Source organism: Micromonospora sp. CA-248260 (assembly GCF_050942205.1).
Taxonomy (GTDB): Bacteria; Actinomycetota; Actinomycetes; order Mycobacteriales; family Micromonosporaceae; genus Micromonospora; species Micromonospora antibiotica.
In genome coordinates this window covers 3692300-3708247 of sequence record NZ_CP192021.1, presented here as the reverse complement: position 1 = coordinate 3708247, position 15948 = coordinate 3692300, and the positions used below count along the sequence as shown (strand labels likewise).

The following is a 15948-nucleotide window of genomic DNA, read 5'->3' as shown; positions in this document are numbered from 1 at the left end:
GGTGTCCTCCCGTCACGCCGGGTCGAGCTTGTAGCCGACCCCGCGTACGGTGCGGACCAACCGGGGTGCGGCCGGGTCGTGGTCGACCTTGGCCCGCAGCCGTTGCACCGCGACGTCGACCAGCCGGGAGTCGCCGAGGTGGGAGTGCCGCCAGACCCGGTCCAGCAGCAGTTCCCGGGTGAACACCTGACCGGGCCGGCGGGCCAGCTCCAGCAGCAGTCGGAACTCGGTGGCGGTGAGGGTCAGCTCCCGACCGTCGCGGCGGGCCACGAACCGGCCCGGGTCGACCTCCAGCGGCCCTATCGTCAGGACGGGCTCGGTGGGCCCGGCGTCGCCCCGGCGCAGCGCCACCCGGACCCGTGCCACCAGCTCCGGCAGGTCGAAGGGTTTACGCAGGTAGTCGTCGGCCCCGCACTCCAGGCCGACCACCACGTCGATGGTGTCGGCGCGCGCGGTGAGCATCAGGATTGGCACCTGGCTGCTGCGCCGGATCTCCCGGCAGACCTGGAGGCCGTCGAGGCCGGGCAGCATCACGTCCAGGACGATCAGGTCGACGGGTTGGGCCCGCCAGGCGGCCAGCGCGGCCCGACCGTCGACGGCGGTGCTCACCCGGAACCCGGCCCGACGCAGCCCGAGGGCGGTGACCTCCCGGATGGAGGCATCGTCCTCGACCAGCAGCACCCGGCCGTCCATGACGTCCTCAGCGTAGTGCCGGGACGGCCGGTCCCGCCCCGGCGCAACGGTCGGTGCCGGGGGGCCGGTCGGTGCCGGCCTCCCGGCCCGGTGGTCGCTTGCCACGAGCGCTCACTCCTGCCACTGGCGGGCTGTCACTCCTGCCACTGGTGGGCGATGTCCAGCACGATCCGGCTGTGCGTGCCGGGGCCGGCGAGCAGCAGCACCCGGAACGGCAACTGGGCCCGGACGCCCACGGCGAAGGTGCTGTAACCCTCGAAGGTGCCGCCGTAGACGACGTCGCGCAGGGTGCGGTAGCCGAGCACCGTCGCCACGTGGTCGCCGGCCCGGTACGGGTAGCCCACGGTCGGCTCCCGCAGCTGCACCCGCAGCACCGCCCCGCCCGCCGTGTACGGCGACATCGCCAACCCCTGCCCCTCGGTGAACACCTCGCCGTAGCCGACCGAGTAGCCGTCGGCGTTCCCGTCGAACTCGAAGACCAGCCGGTCGTAGCAGTCCTGTTGGCCGGTGCGGGTGGTCAGCAGTGGGGCCGGGTTCAGGTCGCCCCCGGCCTTCCCGGTGCTGCCCCAGGTGATCCCGCAGTAGGGCGCGGCGGTGACGCCGGCGCGGAGCCGGCCGGCGGCGGTCGCCGTACCGACGGTGGTGAGCAGCACGGCCAGCACGGCCGTGACCGCCATCAGGGTCCTCGTGGTACGCATGGTGTCCTCCCGGTCGACGGTGTCCGGCCACGGTGGCCGGTCGAGGTCGACGGTGCGCCACCCGTGCCACAGCGCCCGCACCGTGACGTAACAGCGGGGCAACAACCGCGCCAGGCTCCCTGTCGCGATTTCTAGCCGAGGTCGTGTACCTCCAGCCCTCGCATGATCAGCATCTGCATCGAGCCGAACCCGTGGAGATCCGCGTCGGATGACAGGTTCGCCACCTCGCGCAGCACCGGTTCGACGTCGATGGCGCACTCGCGGGCTCGGTTGCACAGCGACCAGATCGCCATCAGCTCGTCGCGCGGATCGGCACCCTGATCCATCGCGGAGACATGGACGAGTCGTCGACGGAACTCTCCGACCGAATTCCACGCCACCGGTAGGTGGGCGGCCCAGCGGAAGGAGGGGTAGGCCCGAAAGATGTCTCGGACCTCCGCACGGGCCGGCGCTGCGCCGGTCTCGTACGCCTCCAACAGCGCATCGAGCGCGGCGGACGCCTCGGCCACCACCCCGGCTTCTTCCAGCGGCGGCGGCGCTTGCCGGAGCTCGGCCATCCAGTTCGGATCGTTGAGGTCGACCGGGCGCTCGGCGATGTACCGCAACAGATCGTCGATCACGGCGACATCCGCACGGACCACGGCAAGATTCATGCCGTCATTGTGCTGCCCCACAGGAGATCCATGGCTGGTCCGGCCACCAGGTGCACAGGTCAGGGGCGGGTCAAGCCGATGGTGGCGGCGAGGCGGGTGACGTCGGCCGGGGTGGGGCCGGCGCGGAGCACGGCGGTCAGGGCGGCCCGGGCGGCTGGGCGGGCGCGGATTTCGGCGGGGGCGATGTGGTCGGCGGTGACCAGGGCCCGCCCGGCAGCGTCGTGGTCACCGAGGTCGAGGTGGGCCCGGGTGATGTCGATGAGGTGGGCGGCGCGGTGTTCGGCGGGGAGCCGCCGCCAACCCTCCTGGTCGGTGGCCCGGCGGTGCAGGGCGACGGCCCGATGGTGGTCGCCGAGGCGGGTCGCGGTCAGGGCACGGGCGAGGTCGACGCTGGTGGGGCCGAACGTCACGCCGTCCTGGTCGTACCGTTCGTGGTCGGCGGCGAGGTGGGCGGCGCGTTCGGTCAGGTCGTGGGCGGTGACGGCGTCGCCGTGACCGGCGGCGGCGAGGGCGGCCTCGACGAGCAGCGTCCCGGTCAGGGCCGCCGCCGGCGGGTGGCCGTGCGTCACCGCCGGGTCGAGTTGGCGTACGGCGGTGAGCGCGGCGTTCGTGGCAAGCCGGCCCCGCCGCAGCGCGCGGAGCGCCTGCGCGAGCGACACCGCCGCGAGCCCGATCCGCATCGGGTCACCGCGGGTGGCGGCCATCATGGCGCGGTCGGCGGCCAGCCAGGCCAGGTGTGCGTCGCCGAGCTTGACCAGTGTCTGGGCGGTGAGCCGGTAGACCCGCACCAGCAGAGCGAGCACGGGCGGGTCCACCAGGCTGACGTGGCAGGCGTGGCGGCTGTCGACGAGGAGGCCGGGCAGCATCCGCAACACCTGGGGGTGCTGCCCGTTGCGGTACGCCGTCCACGCGTAGCCCGCCTGGTCGTCGAGCTGCCGCACCGCCGCCCCGACCGGGGCGGACGCCGGAGCGTCGTGCCGGGCCAGGGCGGCCCGGATCCGTTCCACGGCGGCACCGACGTCGGTGACCGGTGCCGGCGGGTGCCGACCGGTGAGCAGGAGTTGTGGCGCGACGCCGAGCGCTCCGGCCACCGTCTCGATGACGGAGAGCCGATCGAGGGTACGCACCCCCCGTTCGACCTTGTCGACCCAGCTCTTCGACTTGCCGATCCGGTCGGCGAAGACCTGCTGGCTCATGCCCCGGCGGGCCCGTAACTCGGCCATCCTCCGTCCGATCGGCGGCTCGCTGCCCGTGCGCTGCCGGCCGGGGCCGGTCACCGGTCGTGCCCCGGCACCGGCATGGTGTGGGTGGACTCGCCGCAGCGGGGACACCACCGGGACTTGACCCGGAACGCGAGCAACCCGAGCAGGAAGCCCGGCACCAACCCCCCGAACACCATCGACAGGACGTTGGAGATCACGAGCGCCCCCGCTTTCCGGCCCCGGCGGCGGGACTGCCTGCCCGGGTGTGGTGATGGGACCAGGGGTTTACGACAGACTCCTGCTGCATCGGGCTGTTCCTCCGTGGGGTCGATCCCGGGTGTGAACTGTCGGCAGGCCGGTCGGGTCGGGTGTCGTCCGAGGTCGTGCGGCCCGGTGGCGCTACTACCAGTCGGCTTCGGCTGGCACGGTTGCGGCACGTCGCTGCTGTACTTCTCGCGGCTGCCTGGTCCAGCCGATGAAGCGGCCGTGCAGGGGGCCGGCAGGTGCCCAGGGCATGTCCTCGGCCGCTTGGACGAAGGAGGCCCCGAGGTAGAGGGCCAGCGACACCGGCGCGTCGGCGTACTCGGCACGCAGTTCCTGCCGGCGGGTCTGACACGGCCAGGGCCGGTCGCATCCGCCGCAGCTCCAGATCGGCAGCACCGGGCCGTGGCTGGTCACCGCACACCGCCAGGGAACAGAGCGACGCGTACCCGGCCCTGCCGGCTGGTCACCCAGTCCACCTGCCAACACGGGTACACCGACAGCCGCGCCAACCACACTCGACAACCGACACACAAACCGTCGAGCCCGCGAAGCTGGACCGCGAGGATCGCCTGCTCCGCGCCGCTGGTCACCGTCATGTGGCTGGCCCCCCGTCCTCAGAGCACGGGGGCACCTGCTGACGTGCCTCGTTCCGCGCCCGGCTTCACTGAGGTCCAGCGTCACGCCAGGCAGGCCACCGATCCAGAGGGTGAACGTCCGCTAACCGAGTGTCCTGTCCGCTGCTGGCTACCGCCCAGGTGCGTACTCCATGCACGCGTCACGCAGTGTCGCTGCCTCTGGTGCTCCCGACTGCTCCACCTTGGCCAACAACTCCGCAGCCCGCCACCAGTTCGAGGGCACCACCCGTCCGGACGTCACCGCCTGCGCCCCCAGGGCAACCGCCTCGTCCGGCTGACCGGCGGCGACCAGGGCGAGACCGAGGTCGAGGCGGGCCGACGCGGACCGGCGGGGCCGTGCTCCACCGTCGCCGTCCGGGTCCAACTCGGTCAGCACCGCCCGTGCCACCTGCTCGGCACCGGGGTCACCCGCCCACGCCAAAGTCGTGGCCGTGTAGGCGGCGGCCTTGGCCGGGTCGTAGCGATAGTGGTGCTCGGCCCGCTCTGGAACGGGCAGATTCGCCGTCAGCCGCTCCACCCGGTCCAACGCTCGCCGGGTCGCACCGACGTCCCCGATCCGCGCCCACGCGCGGGCCTCCTGAGCAGTCGCCTGAATGCGGGCGGAACTCCCCTTCGGAGCGACTCGCTGCGCTTGTCGGGAGAGATCGAGTGCTGCCCGGTAGTCACCTTGGGTCAACACGTCCCAGGCCCGGGTTTCGAGACACCACGCCTGGATCTCGCCATGCTCGGCATGTTCGGCAAGATCACGAGCAGCTCGCAGGTGAGCGACCGCAGCAGTCCGCTGCCGCAGATCGATGTGAACCGTCGCTCGTAGCACCGCCAGCCAGCCACCGGCAACCAGCAACCGCCGCTGCTGCGCGAGCGTCACCCGTCCGTCCAGCAGCCGCCCTACGTACGAAAGATGCCTCCGCACCAACGGCAGGAGATCCGCCGGGGCCATCGTCGGATAGGAACTGGCCAGATCGTCGACGCCCTGCTCTATCCGATCGAGCACGTCCGCGCTGACATCGCTGGCGGCAACCCTCGCTCGCAGTTCACCGGCCTCGGCCGCGTGGTCGACTGGCGCATCCGCCAACCGAGCAAGCACACCTCCCGCTTCGAGGAGCCGGTCGAGGTGACGCGCAGTGTCGACCGTCGGAGCCTTGAGCGCCGCCTCCAACTCGTGCAGATGACTCTTGCTCCGATGAGCAAGCTGTCCCAGGAGGCGAAGTGACAACCCTCGCCGCTGCCGAAACTCACGCAGAGCTGCGCCGAAGCGCGGATCGACGGACGAGGCCATAGCGCCACTCCAAGATCACGAGGCCCAGGCAACCGAACCGGCCGCCACATCGTCGGACGGTACCCCGACATGCCGCGCGCCGAGTCCCCCTCGCCTGCAACTTCCGGATGTTCCGTTGGGGTCCGTCCACGGACATCACCCTAAGTCGAGATGATCTATTCGGCCCGTCGAGTGCGCCGCACCTGATTGGCGTTGACCGCTGCATGGGGCACGCTGCGAGCACGGCTGGCTGAGTGCTTACGCTGATGCCCATGGAGGGCATCGGGGCTGGGGTCATGTTGCTGTGTGGCGCGCTAAGTTGCCTGTTCGTCTGCCTCATGCTTTGCGCCGCCGCTGCGGCTTGGGCCACTCGGCCCGAACGTGGGCGCTGACCCCACGGATCGACCTTCGCATCCCGAACGAATGATCCGGATCGATCAAGAGGAACTGTGCAAGCAGCCGAAGAACCAACCTCTATCGTCTACAGCCTGCGAGAAGACGGAGTCACCGGCACAGGGGCAGGCAGATGAACGACGACCACGACGCGGCCGGAGTCATGCGCTTCATTTTCGAGGCCGGCGTACTCAAGCGCGCTGCCCGCACCGGTTGGTGGTTCGCCGGCGTCAAAGACCCCGAATCCATTGCTGACCACTCGTTCCGGACCGCGCTGATCGGGATGATGCTCGCCGCCATGGAAGGTGCCGACCCGGCCCGGGTGTCGATGCTGTGCGTCCTGCACGACACCCAGGAAACCCGGATCACCGACATCCCGCACATCGCCAGGCGCTATCTCGCCGCCGCACCCAACGCCACGGTCACCGCCGACCAGGTCGCTGCCTGCCCGCCGGCCGTCGCGGACCTCGTCAACGCCGCCGTCGCCGAGTACGAAGCGGGCGAGACACCTGAGGCCATCGTCGCCCGCGACGCCGACAAGCTGGAATGCCTCGTTCAGGCGGTCGAATACCGCCACCAGGGCATCGGCGACGTCCAACGCTGGATCGACAGCTCACGCGTGGCACTGAGGACCGCCGGCGCGCACCGCCTGGCCGACGCCGCCCTCAGCGGTCAACCCCTCGGCTGGCTCACCCCGCCCCCGGTGTAGCCCCCAGGCGTCAGCTGCGGGACGTGGTCTCGCAACACGTGCTTTCGTCGTCGGCTGCGGGCGGGGTTTGCGCGGAGGTGCCGTACTGGTCGGAGTCGCCCTTGACCACGTACACCTCCCAGCGCTCGTCGCCGGGGCCGCGAACCCAGACCTTGTCCTGGAGGGCATAGCAGCAGGAGGTGTCGTTCTCGGTCAGGGTGATCAGCCCGGCCTCGGTGAGTCGGTCGGTGGCGGCGGTGACCTGCGCGCCGTCGAACACCTCGACCCCGAGGTGGTCGATCGCGGTGGCCTGGTCCGGGGTGCCTTCGAGTAGGACCAGCTTCAGCGGCGGCTCCTCGATGGCGAAGTTGGCGTAGCCGGGCCGCCGCTTGGCCGGCTCGGTGCCGAACAGCTTCGAGTAGAACGCGATCGACCCTTCCAGGTCGGAGACGCGCAGGGCGAGCTGGACGCGGGACATCCCACACCTCCGGTTGTTTAGATAACTATCTAGGCAGAGGATTGCACTCTGGTTTGATGCTTGTCAAACTAGACGGGTGTCGAGACAACAACTGCCGGTCCTCGCCGACCCGTCGGCCTGCTGCGCGCCGATGGTCACCGAGGCCCTGACGGAAGACGCCGCCGCCGGTCTGGCACGCGGCTTCAAGGCCCTCGGTGATCCGGTACGGCTGCGGCTGCTGTCCCTGATCGCCGCGCGGGCCGGCGGCGAGGTGTGCGTGTGCGAGCTGACCGACGCGTTCACCCTGACCGGCCCGACGATCTCCCACCACCTGAAGGTGCTGCGCGAGGCCGGGCTGATCGACTGCCAGCGCCGGGGCACCTGGGTCTACTACTGGATCGTCCCGGCCCGCCTCGCCGTCCTGTCCCAGCTCCTGGACGTCTCGGCTGCCGTTGCGTCGACCGGGCCGACCCGGTGACGCCCGACCCGCCGCACGCCGTGCTGCGTCGGGCGTCGGCGGAACTGGTCGGCACCGGCCTGCTCGTCACCGCCGTGGTCGGCTCCGGGATCGCCGCCACCCGCCTGTCGCCGGGCGATGTGGGGCTGCAACTGCTGGAGAACAGCATCGCCACCGCGTTCGCCCTCGGCGCGCTGATCCTCATCTTCGGCCCGGTGTCCGGTGCCCACCTCAACCCCGTCGTGTCGCTCGCCGACTGGTGGCAGGCCCGCCGTACGGGAGCGGGTCTGTCGACCCGTGATCTCGGCGCGTACGTCGTGGCGCAGGTGCTCGGTGCGATCGGCGGCACGGTGCTGGCACACCTGATGTTCGGGTTGCCCGCCGTCACGATCTCCACCCGTCAGCGGGACGGGGGCGGACTGTGGCTGGCCGAGGTCGTCGCGACCGCCGGGCTCCTCCTGCTGATCGCCGCCCTCACCCGTGCCCGCCGGAACGCGGTCGCTCCGGCGGCGGTCGGGGCGTGGATCGGTGGCGCCTACTGGTTCACCGCCTCCACCTCGTTCGCCAACCCGGCCGTCACGATCGGCCGCATGTTCACCGACACCTTCGCCGGCATCGCCCCCACCTCGGCGGCCGGGTTCGTCGCCGCGCAGCTCGCCGCCGTCGGGATCGCGGTCGCCGCGACCACCTGGTGGTATCCGACGGTTCGACAGCCGGACGGCGTGGCGGTCGAGCTGTCACCGGCGCAGCCGGAACGGGCCGCCTCATGACCGGCGTCCGACCGCCCCGCCCCGATCTCGTGCCGATGACCGACGAGCACGCCTCGGCGGTGCTCGACATCTACCGGCACGGGATCGCCACCGGCGACGCCACCTTCGAGACCGAACCACCCACCTGGGCCCGGTTCACCGCCACCCGCCTGCCCGAACACCGCTGGGTCGCCGTCGACCACCCGGCTGCCGACCGCGTACTCGGCTGGGTCGCGTGCACCCCGGTGTCCGACCGGTGCGTGTACGCCGGGGTCGTCGAGCACTCCGTCTACGTCCACCCCGACGCCCGAGGACGAGGCGTCGGCCGGCTCCTGCTCCACCGACTCATCGACTCCACCGAACAGGCCGGCATCTGGACCATCCAGTCCGGGGTCTTCCCCGAGAACACCGCCAGCCTCGCCCTGCACCACGCCTGCGGCTTCCGCACCATCGGCGTACGCGAACGCCTCGGCCGCCACCACGACCGATGGCGCGACGTCATCCTCATCGAACGCCGCAGCCCCACCATCACCTAGCCACGTCAGCACCGGAAGAGGTCCACCACCCATGAGCACCCCCGCCCGGCCCACCACGCCATCGGTGCTGTTCGTCTGCGTCCACAACGCCGGCCGCTCCCAGATGGCCGCCGGCTGGCTGCGCCACCTCGCCGGGAACACCGTCGAGGTCCGCTCCGCCGGCTCCGAACCCGCCGAACACGTCAACCCCGTCGCGGTCGACGCCATGCGTGAGGTCGGCATCGACATCACCGCCGAAGAGCCGAAGATCCTCGACTGGGACACCGCCGAGGCCAGCGACGTGATCATCACGATGGGCTGCGGCGACGCCTGTCCCGTCTTCCCCGGCAAACGCTACGAGGACTGGAAACTCACTGACCCCGCCGGCCAGCCGCTGTCCGTCGTCCGCGAGGTCCGCGACGAGATCCGCCAGTACGTCGCCCGGCTCCTCGACGACCTGACCCCTGACGCCAGGATCGAGGCCTGACCGGACACCGGTGGCTCCCGCGTCACGAGCGCAGTGGAGGCTCCCGCCGACAGGCCTGGTGACCGACCTCGTTCGAAGGCCCTAAATGGTTTGCCGGTGGTCGGCGGGCGCTGGGATGCTGCGGCCGACCGGGAGCGGGGGAGGGGCCAGCATGCCGTCGGAGTCCGAGCCGGAGGTCCGTACCGTGGCCGGTGTGCTGCGCGGCTGCCGGGAGGCGGGCCGCGCGGTGTTCCGGGGCATCCGGTACGCCGAGCCGCCCGTCGGTGCCCACCGGTTCGCCGCGCCGCAACCGGTATCCCGCTGGGAGGGCGTACGCCCGGCGCTCGCCTTCGGTCCGCCGCCTCCGCAGCCCGACGCGTTCGGGACGTCCCCGCAGGGCACCGGCGACGACTGGCTGACGCTCAACGTGTGGACGCCGGAGCCGGACCCGGCGGCGGGGTTGCCGGTCCTGGTGTGGATTCCCGGTGGCGGTTACCTCGTCGGCTGTTCCGGCCTCCCGGAGTACGACGGCGGGCACCTGGCCGGCGGCGGGACCGTGGTGGTGACGCTCAACTACCGCCTCGGTTTCGAGGGTTTCGGGCAGCTCGACGGGGTCCCGGCCAACCGGGGGCTGCTCGACCAGGTGGCGGCCCTGGAGTGGGTGCGGGACAACATCCGCGCCTTCGGTGGCGACCCGGGACGGGTGACGGTCTTCGGGCAGTCGGCCGGCGGCGGTTCGGTCGCCGCGCTGCTGGCCATGCCGCGCGCCGCCGGGCTGTTGCGGCGGGCGGTCGCGCAGAGCGTCCCGGGGACGTTCCTCTCGCCCGAGCTGGCCGCCGACGTCACCGCCGCCTGCGCCGCCGAGCTGGGGGTACGACCGACCCTGGCCGACCTGTCGACGGTGGCTGCGGACCGGCTGCCGGCGGTGGGCGAGGCGATCTCGGCCGGGATCGTCAGGTGGCGGGAACGGTGGGGTCAGATCACCCACCGGCCGATCCCGTTCGCGCCGGTCGTCGACGGTGACGTGCTGCCGGCGACCCCGTGGCGGGCGCTGGCCGACGGTGCCGCCCGCGACGTCGACCTGCTCGTCGGGCACACCCGCGACGAGCACCGCCTGTTCAGCCTGCTCGACGGCGTGCTCGGCCAGGTCACGCCCGAGCAGACCGGGACCGCGCTGCGGATGCTGGCCCCGGGCCCGGACGGTGCCCGCCGCTACCGGGAGGCGTTCCCGGCCGCGACCGACGAGCAGCTGTACGAGCTGGTCAACGCGGACTGGCTGTTCCGGATGCCGAGCCTGCACCTGGCCGAGGCGCAGGTCGCCGGTGGCGGCCGGGCCCACCTCTACGAGCTGACCTGGCCGGCGTCGGGCCTGGGCGGCGCCCTCGGTGCCTGTCACGGCCTGGACGTGCCGCTGGTCTTCGGCAACCTGACCAGCGGGCAGCCCGCGATGCTGATCGGTGATCCGCCTCCGCCGGCGGCGTACGAGCTGTCCAGGCAGTTCCGCAGGGCGTGGACGGCGTTCGCCGCGACCGGCGACCCCGGTTGGCCGCCGTACGACGCCGGTCGCCGTACCCGGATCTTCGACGAGCGGCCGACGGTCGTGGCGTACCCGGAGGAGACGTCACGGCTGCTGTGGCGGGACCACACCTTCGCCGCGCTCCCCCTGCTGGCCTGACCGCGTCCCGGCGGCGGAACCCGCTGACTTCCCGGCGGCGACACCACCGGTGGCGGTACGGGTGAACCGGCCGGCCAGCAGCGCGAACGCGTCGGTGAGCGGCGGCGGGCCGACGACGGTGATCTCGGCGTCGTAGCGGGCGACGGCGGCGGCGAGGCTCACCCAGGACCACGACCCGAGGGTGAGCCGGCACCGGTCGGGGGTGACCTCCTCGACGAGACCGTCGCGGGTGTACCGGGCGACGGTCGCCGCGGGCAGGTCGAGCAGCACGGTGCCCCGGCAGGGCCAGTCCGCCGACCCGCCGGCCGACCCCCGGAAGACCCCGGTGAGATAGGTGGCGACGTCCCCGCCGGGCAGCGGTCGGGGGGTGAAGCGCGGCCCGTGGGGTGGGCGCGGGGTGATCCGGTCGATGCGGAAGGTCCGCCAGTCGGCCCGGTCGAGGTCCCAGGCGACGAGGTACCACCGGCCGTCCCAGGTGACGACGTGGTGCGGTTCGGCGTGCCGGGCCGGGCGCTCGGTGCTGTCGGGCCCGTAGTCGAAGCGCAGGATCTCGCGGGTCTGCACGGCGGCACTGAGCGCCAGCAGCACCCCGCCGTCGACCGGCGGGGTCGGCGTGGTGGCGGGTCGTGCGACGGCGGTCACGCTGAGCGCCCCGACCCGCTGCCGCAGCCGGGTCGGCAGCACCTGTCGTACGGTCTGCAGCGCCCGCGCGGCGGCGTCCGCCAGTGCGTCGTCCGCGCCGGTCGCCGCGACCTGGAGCGCGACGGTGAGGGCAACGGCCTGTTCGTCGTCGAACAGCAGCGGGGGCAGTTCGGTGCCGGCGTCGAGCCGGTAACCACCGTCGGGGCCCTTGGCGGCGGCGACGGGGTAGCCCAGTTCCCGCAGCCGGTCGACGTCGCGGCGCACGGTGCGCAGGCTGATGCCGAGGCGTTCGGCAAGCACGGTGCCGGACCAGTCCCGGCGGGTCTGCAACAGCGACAGCAGGGCGAGCAGTCGGGCGGACGTGGTCGGCATGGGTCCGATTCTGCCCGCAGTAGGTGCCACAAACTGTCACCTACTGCTGCAAATCTTGCTCCTGACCAGCCCACTTCCGGGCGTCGAGCACCATCAGCAAGGAGTCGACCATGGCCATCTCCGCCACCACGCACCTCAACTTCCGGGGTGACGCCCGTGCGGCGCTGGAGTTCTACCAGGCCGTCTTCGGTGGCCGCAGCACCGTCGTCAGCTACGGCGACCTGGGGATGCCGAAGGACCTGCCGGACGCCGACAGGGTCGTCTTCGGCCAGGTCACCGCCGACAACGGCTTCGCCATCATGGCCTACGACGTGCCCGCCGGCGCCCCCGCCGCAGCCGCGCCGACCACCACCACCCGCAAGAACGGCACGACGCTGACCGGAGAGCGGTTCTTCGTCGCCGTCCGGGGGGACGACGCCGACGAGGTCGGCGCGCTCTGGCACCGGCTCGCCGAGGGCGCCGACCTGATCGAGGAGTACGGCCCGTCGCCGTGGGCCCCCGGTTTCGGCATGCTCACCGACCGGTTCGGCGTCACCTGGGTCCTCGACGTCGCCACCCCGTACGCCGGCTGACCGCCCTGATCCGGTCCGGGTCGGCGACGTCGCCGACCCGGACCGGTCGGTCACTCGGTGCGCAGCCCGTCGGCGCGGGTGAGCCGCCACAGCAGCGGCATGCTCAGCCCGCTGATCGCCAGGACGGCCAGCGCGCCGAGACCGACGGCGAAGCCCACCACCGGCCAGGCGACCGTGACGGGGGCCTGCACCATCCGCAGCAGGGCCGCGCCGAGGCCGAGCCCGAACCCGACCGCCAGCACCAGCCCGACCCCGACCGGCAGGGCGGTCTGCCACAGCACCGACCAGCCGAGGGTGCTGCGTCGGGTGCCCACCGCCACCAGCATGGCCAGCAGCCGGCGGCGTTCCCGCAGCTGCTCCAGCGTGCCGACCAGCATGCTGGTGGCGATCAGCAGCAGGGTGACGACCGTGCCGATGGCCAGGCCGCGCCGGATGTCGGCGAACCGGGGTGACTCGATGGTCGAGGACAACACGGACACGGGGGTGGCCAGGTCGATCGCGGCGACGGCGTTGCGGACGTGTTCGACCGCGTCCGGCTTGGCGGGGTCGAGCTTGAGGTAGACGGTCGAATGCAGCGGACCGAGGGTCCGAGTGGCGGCGGCTGCGGGGGTGAGCAGGACACCGTTCTGCATCCAGCCGGCCGGGTCGGGCCGGGCCTGCGCGGCACGGGCCGCCGTGGGCAGCCGCCACCGGGAGTTGTCGCGGACGACCAGCATCGCGTCGGCGGGGATGACCGTCGGGTCGTTCGGATCGGACGCCAGGAAGGTGTCCCCGTCCGCGCACCGGTCGAGACGGGCGAACTCGGCCAGCGCGGCGCAGTCGCCGACCCGGATCTCCACCGGTGGGCCGTCCGGCGAGCCGATGGTGGCCACGGAGACGAGGGTGCCGGTCGCAGCGGTAACCCCGTCGGCCCCGCCGAGCTGCCGCAGGACCCGGGCCAGGTCCGGCTGGTCCAGGAACTGCACCTGCACCTGCGCCCGGGAGGTGTCCTGCCCGCTGGCGGTGGTGAAGTCCCCGGCGATCCCGGCGAAGAGCATCTGCAGACCGATCGTGCCGGCGACGGCCACGGCGATGCCGTTGACCAGCCGGGCGGAGGTGGCGCTGTCCAGCTGCACCCGGCGGACCGCCAGCTGCCAGGACACCGGACCACCGCGCAGTCGTCGTACCAGCAGGTCGGTCAGCCAGGGCAGCACGGTGACCGTGCCGATCAGCAGCAGCACCGCGCCGGCCGGCACCACCCACCGGGTGACCCCGCCGTCGCCCTCGCGCAGACCGGCCACGGGCAGGAGCATGGCCAGGCCGACGGCGGGCAGCAGCAGCCGCCACCAGAGCCGACGGCGGACCGGGGTGCTACGCCGGGCCACTCCGAGCGGCTCGACCACGACCGCGCGCAACGCCAGCATCGCCACCAGCACGGCCAGCGCCGGCACGGCCAGCACGACGGCCAGCAGCAGCGCGGTGGGGGGCTGGATGTCGTCGGCGTACACACTGATGTCGTAGAGGGTGACCAGCGGGACCAGTTGGCGACCGGCGAGCAGGAACCCGATGCCGACGACGACCCCGAGCAGGGCACCGGCGGCGGCCTCCCCGGCGGCGATCCGCCGCACCATGGTGGTGTCCGCGCCGACCAGGCGCAGCGCGGCGAGCCGCCGGTCGCGTCGCTCACCGCCGTAGCGCACGGCGGAGCCGAGGAACACCGCGATGGGCAGCAGCAGCACCACGAAGATGACCGCCACCAGCAGCATCAGCACCGGGCCGAGACCCTCGCCGGGCAACCCGCCGCCGAACCTGTCCAGCCGGGTCGCCCCGGACGTGTCGGACAGCCGGTCGTCGCCCTGGTAGTAGGCCAGTTCGTTGGGGCCGGCGAGGCCCTCGTCGGCGATGGCCCCGGTGACCCGCGCGCCGCCCAGCCGGGGGGTGAACAGCGGGCCGTCGGGGGAGTCGAGCAGCCGGCGCAGGGCGGGGGAGACGACCACCTCCCCGGGGGCGGGCAGGGCGGTCAGCCCCGGCGGGACGGGGGCGGCCGGTCCCTCCGGCCGCAGCAGTCGGCCCCGCACCGGCCGGCCCCGGAACTCGGTGTCCAGCGCGTGCACCAGCAGGGTGCCGGGACCGGCCGCGATCTGTTCGCCGAACCGCAGGTCGTCGCGGGCGTCGCCGCGCGCCTGCCGGGCGTCGAGCGCCCCGGGCACGGCGGTGGCCAGCAGCAGCATGGCCACCCCGATGCCGACGCCGACGGCGGTGAGCAGCGCCCGGGTCCAACCCTCCCGGCCGCCGGTGACGGCCATCCGGGCACCCATCGCCAGGTCCGCGAGCGCGCCCCGACCGGTCACGCCGCCACCTCCAGGTTGCGGGTCCGCCCGTCGCGCACCACGATCTCCCGGTCGGAGTACGCGGCCACCCGTGCCTCGTGGGTGACCAGGACCACCGCCGCCCCGCTGTCCCGGGCGGCCTCGGTGAGCAGCCGCATGACCCGTTCGCCGTTGAGTGAGTCCAGCGCTCCGGTCGGCTCGTCGGCGAAGATCACCCGGGGGCGGGTGACCAGCGCGCGGGCCACGGCGACGCGTTGCCCCTGGCCGCCGGAGACCTCGCCGGGGCGCTTGCCGGCCACGTCGGTGACCTCCAGCCGTTCCAGCCACTGCCCGGCCCGCTGCTCGGCCGCACGCCGGGGGACCCGGGCCAGCCGCAGCGGCAGCGCGACGTTCTCCAGGCAGGTCAGCTCGGGCACCAGCTGGCCGAACTGGAAGACGAACCCGAAGGCCGCCCGGCGCAGGGCGCTGCGCCGGGCGTCACTCATCGTCACCAGGTCCTGGCCGTCGAAGACGACCCGGCCCCGGTCGGGGCGGACGATCCCGGCCAGGCAGTGCAGCAGGGTGGACTTGCCGGAGCCGGACGACCCGAGCACCGCGACCACCTCGCCCTCGTCGATGCGCAGCCCGGCGTCGACCAGTGCGGCCGTCTCGCCGAAGCTGCGGTGCAGGCCCTCGGCGACCAGCAGCGGGGCGCTCATGCGCGCACCCGCGCGGCCAGGTCGTCGAGGCGGGCGGTGGTCAGTTCCAGCCAGCGCAAGTCGGCCTCCAGGTGGAAGAGCGCGTGATCACAGATCAACTGTTCGGCGAGATCGCCGCCGCGCTTGCGCCGGGTCAGCTCCCGCATCAGCCGCAGGTGCTCGGCGCGCTGCACGTCGAGTAGTTCGGCGGCCTCGCGGCCGGTGAGCAGGGCGAGCACCACCTTGGTGTAGAGGATGCTCTGCAGATAGGGCTCGGGCTGTTCCGGGCGGGCCAGCCACTGCGCCACGTCGGCGACGCCGGCCTCGGTGATGGCGTACCGCTTGCGGTCGGGGCCCTCGCCGGGCTCGACCGCCTCCACCTCGACCAGGCCGCCGCGCAACAGCCGGGACAGGGTCGCGTAGACCTGGCCGTAGGCGACCGGGCGGGAGTGGCCGAAGTGTTCGTCGTAGCGCCGTTTGATGTCGTAACCGTGCCGGGGGGTCGCCTCCAGCAGGCCGAGGAAGGTCTGGCCGATGGACATGCCGGCGACTATACACACCGCGTATACGCGC

Annotated in this window: 18 protein-coding genes and 1 pseudogene; 7 read left to right on the top strand and 12 right to left on the bottom strand. The window is 72.7% G+C overall.

The features are described 5' to 3' along the window. Positions 1-12 precede the first annotated feature (12 nt). The 7 genes from ACQP2H_RS16370 to ACQP2H_RS16340 form a co-directional block, all read right to left on the bottom strand. Positions 13-693 (bottom strand): response regulator transcription factor, encoded by a 681-nt coding sequence (locus ACQP2H_RS16370; protein ID WP_363823559.1) that lies wholly within the window; start codon positions 691-693, stop codon positions 13-15. A 134-nt stretch (positions 694-827) separates the two neighbouring features. Beyond that, positions 828-1496: an AMIN-like domain-containing (lipo)protein gene (locus ACQP2H_RS16365; RefSeq protein ID WP_433227938.1), complete on the bottom strand. Its 669-nt coding sequence runs from the start codon at positions 1494-1496 to the stop codon at positions 828-830. Positions 1497-1522: 26 nt separating this feature from the next. Continuing rightward, positions 1523-2044 (bottom strand): hypothetical protein, encoded by a 522-nt coding sequence (locus ACQP2H_RS16360; RefSeq protein WP_433227936.1) that lies wholly within the window; start codon positions 2042-2044, stop codon positions 1523-1525. Between the two features lie 59 nt (positions 2045-2103). Next, on the bottom strand, positions 2104-3267 hold the full coding sequence (locus tag ACQP2H_RS16355; protein ID WP_433227934.1) for a helix-turn-helix domain-containing protein: 1164 nt from the start codon (positions 3265-3267) through the stop codon (positions 2104-2106). A gap of 50 nt (positions 3268-3317) precedes the next feature. Beyond that, positions 3318-3464 carry a hypothetical protein gene (locus ACQP2H_RS16350; protein WP_433227932.1) on the bottom strand — a complete coding sequence of 49 codons (147 nt, stop codon included), beginning with the start codon at positions 3462-3464 and terminating at the stop codon, positions 3318-3320. Positions 3465-3648: 184 nt separating this feature from the next. Further along, positions 3649-3924 (bottom strand): hypothetical protein, encoded by a 276-nt coding sequence (locus tag ACQP2H_RS16345; RefSeq protein ID WP_363823548.1) that lies wholly within the window; start codon positions 3922-3924, stop codon positions 3649-3651. A gap of 330 nt (positions 3925-4254) precedes the next feature. Next, positions 4255-5424, bottom strand: coding sequence for a helix-turn-helix domain-containing protein (locus ACQP2H_RS16340; protein ID WP_433227930.1), 1170 nt, complete (start codon positions 5422-5424; stop codon positions 4255-4257). Between the two features lie 505 nt (positions 5425-5929). Between ACQP2H_RS16340 and ACQP2H_RS16335 the strand changes: the two genes are divergently transcribed. Next, positions 5930-6505 (top strand): HD domain-containing protein, encoded by a 576-nt coding sequence (locus tag ACQP2H_RS16335; RefSeq protein WP_433227929.1) that lies wholly within the window; start codon positions 5930-5932, stop codon positions 6503-6505. 10 nt (positions 6506-6515) lie between these two features. Here the strand turns inward: ACQP2H_RS16335 and ACQP2H_RS16330 are convergent, their stop codons facing one another. Then, complete coding sequence (locus ACQP2H_RS16330) at positions 6516-6962, bottom strand: ArsI/CadI family heavy metal resistance metalloenzyme (RefSeq protein ID WP_357536654.1); 447 nt, start codon at positions 6960-6962, stop codon at positions 6516-6518. Positions 6963-7038: 76 nt separating this feature from the next. Here ACQP2H_RS16330 and ACQP2H_RS16325 point away from each other — a divergent pair, with 76 nt between their 5' ends. The 5 genes and pseudogenes from ACQP2H_RS16325 (at position 7039) to ACQP2H_RS16305 (ending at position 10803) form a co-directional block, all read left to right on the top strand. Then, positions 7039-7419, top strand: coding sequence for an ArsR/SmtB family transcription factor (locus tag ACQP2H_RS16325; RefSeq protein ID WP_374197501.1), 381 nt, complete (start codon positions 7039-7041; stop codon positions 7417-7419). Beyond that, positions 7416-8144, top strand: a pseudogene (locus tag ACQP2H_RS16320) (aquaporin); the annotation flags it as partial. The gene ACQP2H_RS16325 and the pseudogene ACQP2H_RS16320, both read left to right, overlap by 4 nt. A 59-nt stretch (positions 8145-8203) precedes the next feature. Then, positions 8204-8683 carry an N-acetyltransferase family protein gene (locus ACQP2H_RS16315; RefSeq protein WP_433233555.1) on the top strand — a complete coding sequence of 160 codons (480 nt, stop codon included), beginning with the start codon at positions 8204-8206 and terminating at the stop codon, positions 8681-8683. 31 nt (positions 8684-8714) lie between these two features. Then, positions 8715-9149 carry an arsenate reductase ArsC gene (locus tag ACQP2H_RS16310; protein WP_219462268.1) on the top strand — a complete coding sequence of 145 codons (435 nt, stop codon included), beginning with the start codon at positions 8715-8717 and terminating at the stop codon, positions 9147-9149. 151 nt (positions 9150-9300) lie between these two features. After that, entirely contained in the window at positions 9301-10803 is a 1503-nt protein-coding gene (locus ACQP2H_RS16305) for a carboxylesterase/lipase family protein (RefSeq protein ID WP_433227925.1), read from the top strand. Here the strand turns inward: ACQP2H_RS16305 and ACQP2H_RS16300 are convergent. Further along, positions 10750-11817: a helix-turn-helix transcriptional regulator gene (locus ACQP2H_RS16300; RefSeq protein WP_433227923.1), complete on the bottom strand. Its 1068-nt coding sequence runs from the start codon at positions 11815-11817 to the stop codon at positions 10750-10752. The two genes, ACQP2H_RS16305 and ACQP2H_RS16300, sit on opposite strands and share 54 nt — an antisense overlap. A 110-nt stretch (positions 11818-11927) precedes the next feature. Between ACQP2H_RS16300 and ACQP2H_RS16295 the strand changes: the two genes are divergently transcribed. Continuing rightward, positions 11928-12389, top strand: a complete 462-nt coding sequence (locus ACQP2H_RS16295) for a VOC family protein (protein WP_219462260.1) — start codon at positions 11928-11930, stop codon at positions 12387-12389. Between the two features lie 50 nt (positions 12390-12439). Here the strand turns inward: ACQP2H_RS16295 and ACQP2H_RS16290 are convergent, their stop codons facing one another. Genes ACQP2H_RS16290 through ACQP2H_RS16280 form a run of 3 tightly spaced genes read right to left on the bottom strand, consistent with a single transcriptional unit; the run spans position 12440 to position 15917 of the window. Next, complete coding sequence (locus ACQP2H_RS16290; RefSeq protein ID WP_433227920.1) at positions 12440-14719, bottom strand: FtsX-like permease family protein; 2280 nt, start codon at positions 14717-14719, stop codon at positions 12440-12442. Further along, the gene (locus ACQP2H_RS16285) at positions 14716-15396 is read right to left on the bottom strand and encodes an ABC transporter ATP-binding protein (RefSeq protein ID WP_433227918.1); all 681 of its coding nucleotides are present in this window, start codon (positions 15394-15396) and stop codon (positions 14716-14718) included. Before ACQP2H_RS16285 ends, ACQP2H_RS16290 begins: the two co-directional genes overlap by 4 nt. Further along, entirely contained in the window at positions 15393-15917 is a 525-nt protein-coding gene (locus ACQP2H_RS16280) for a PadR family transcriptional regulator (RefSeq protein WP_208570643.1), read from the bottom strand. The genes ACQP2H_RS16285 and ACQP2H_RS16280 overlap by 4 nt, the downstream gene beginning before the upstream one ends. Positions 15918-15948: the final 31 nt, after the last annotated feature.

Bases quoted from the DNA above. Each gene is read 5' to 3' on its own strand.
- ACQP2H_RS16360 (WP_433227936.1), bottom strand. From the start codon at position 2,044: ATGAATCTTGCCGTGGTCCGTGCGGATGTCGCCGTGATCGACGATCTG.
- ACQP2H_RS16315 (WP_433233555.1), top strand. From the start codon at position 8,204: ATGACCGACGAGCACGCCTCGGCGGTGCTCGACATCTACCGGCACGGG.
- ACQP2H_RS16340 (WP_433227930.1), bottom strand. From the start codon at position 5,424: ATGGCCTCGTCCGTCGATCCGCGCTTCGGCGCAGCTCTGCGTGAGTTT.
- ACQP2H_RS16280 (WP_208570643.1), bottom strand. From the start codon at position 15,917: ATGTCCATCGGCCAGACCTTCCTCGGCCTGCTGGAGGCGACCCCCCGG.
- ACQP2H_RS16305 (WP_433227925.1), top strand. From the start codon at position 9,301: ATGCCGTCGGAGTCCGAGCCGGAGGTCCGTACCGTGGCCGGTGTGCTG.
- ACQP2H_RS16335 (WP_433227929.1), top strand. From the start codon at position 5,930: ATGAACGACGACCACGACGCGGCCGGAGTCATGCGCTTCATTTTCGAG.
- ACQP2H_RS16310 (WP_219462268.1), top strand. From the start codon at position 8,715: ATGAGCACCCCCGCCCGGCCCACCACGCCATCGGTGCTGTTCGTCTGC.
- ACQP2H_RS16330 (WP_357536654.1), bottom strand. From the start codon at position 6,962: ATGTCCCGCGTCCAGCTCGCCCTGCGCGTCTCCGACCTGGAAGGGTCG.
- ACQP2H_RS16370 (WP_363823559.1), bottom strand. From the start codon at position 693: ATGGACGGCCGGGTGCTGCTGGTCGAGGACGATGCCTCCATCCGGGAG.
- ACQP2H_RS16355 (WP_433227934.1), bottom strand. From the start codon at position 3,267: ATGGCCGAGTTACGGGCCCGCCGGGGCATGAGCCAGCAGGTCTTCGCC.
- ACQP2H_RS16285 (WP_433227918.1), bottom strand. From the start codon at position 15,396: ATGAGCGCCCCGCTGCTGGTCGCCGAGGGCCTGCACCGCAGCTTCGGC.
- ACQP2H_RS16300 (WP_433227923.1), bottom strand. From the start codon at position 11,817: ATGCCGACCACGTCCGCCCGACTGCTCGCCCTGCTGTCGCTGTTGCAG.
- ACQP2H_RS16295 (WP_219462260.1), top strand. From the start codon at position 11,928: ATGGCCATCTCCGCCACCACGCACCTCAACTTCCGGGGTGACGCCCGT.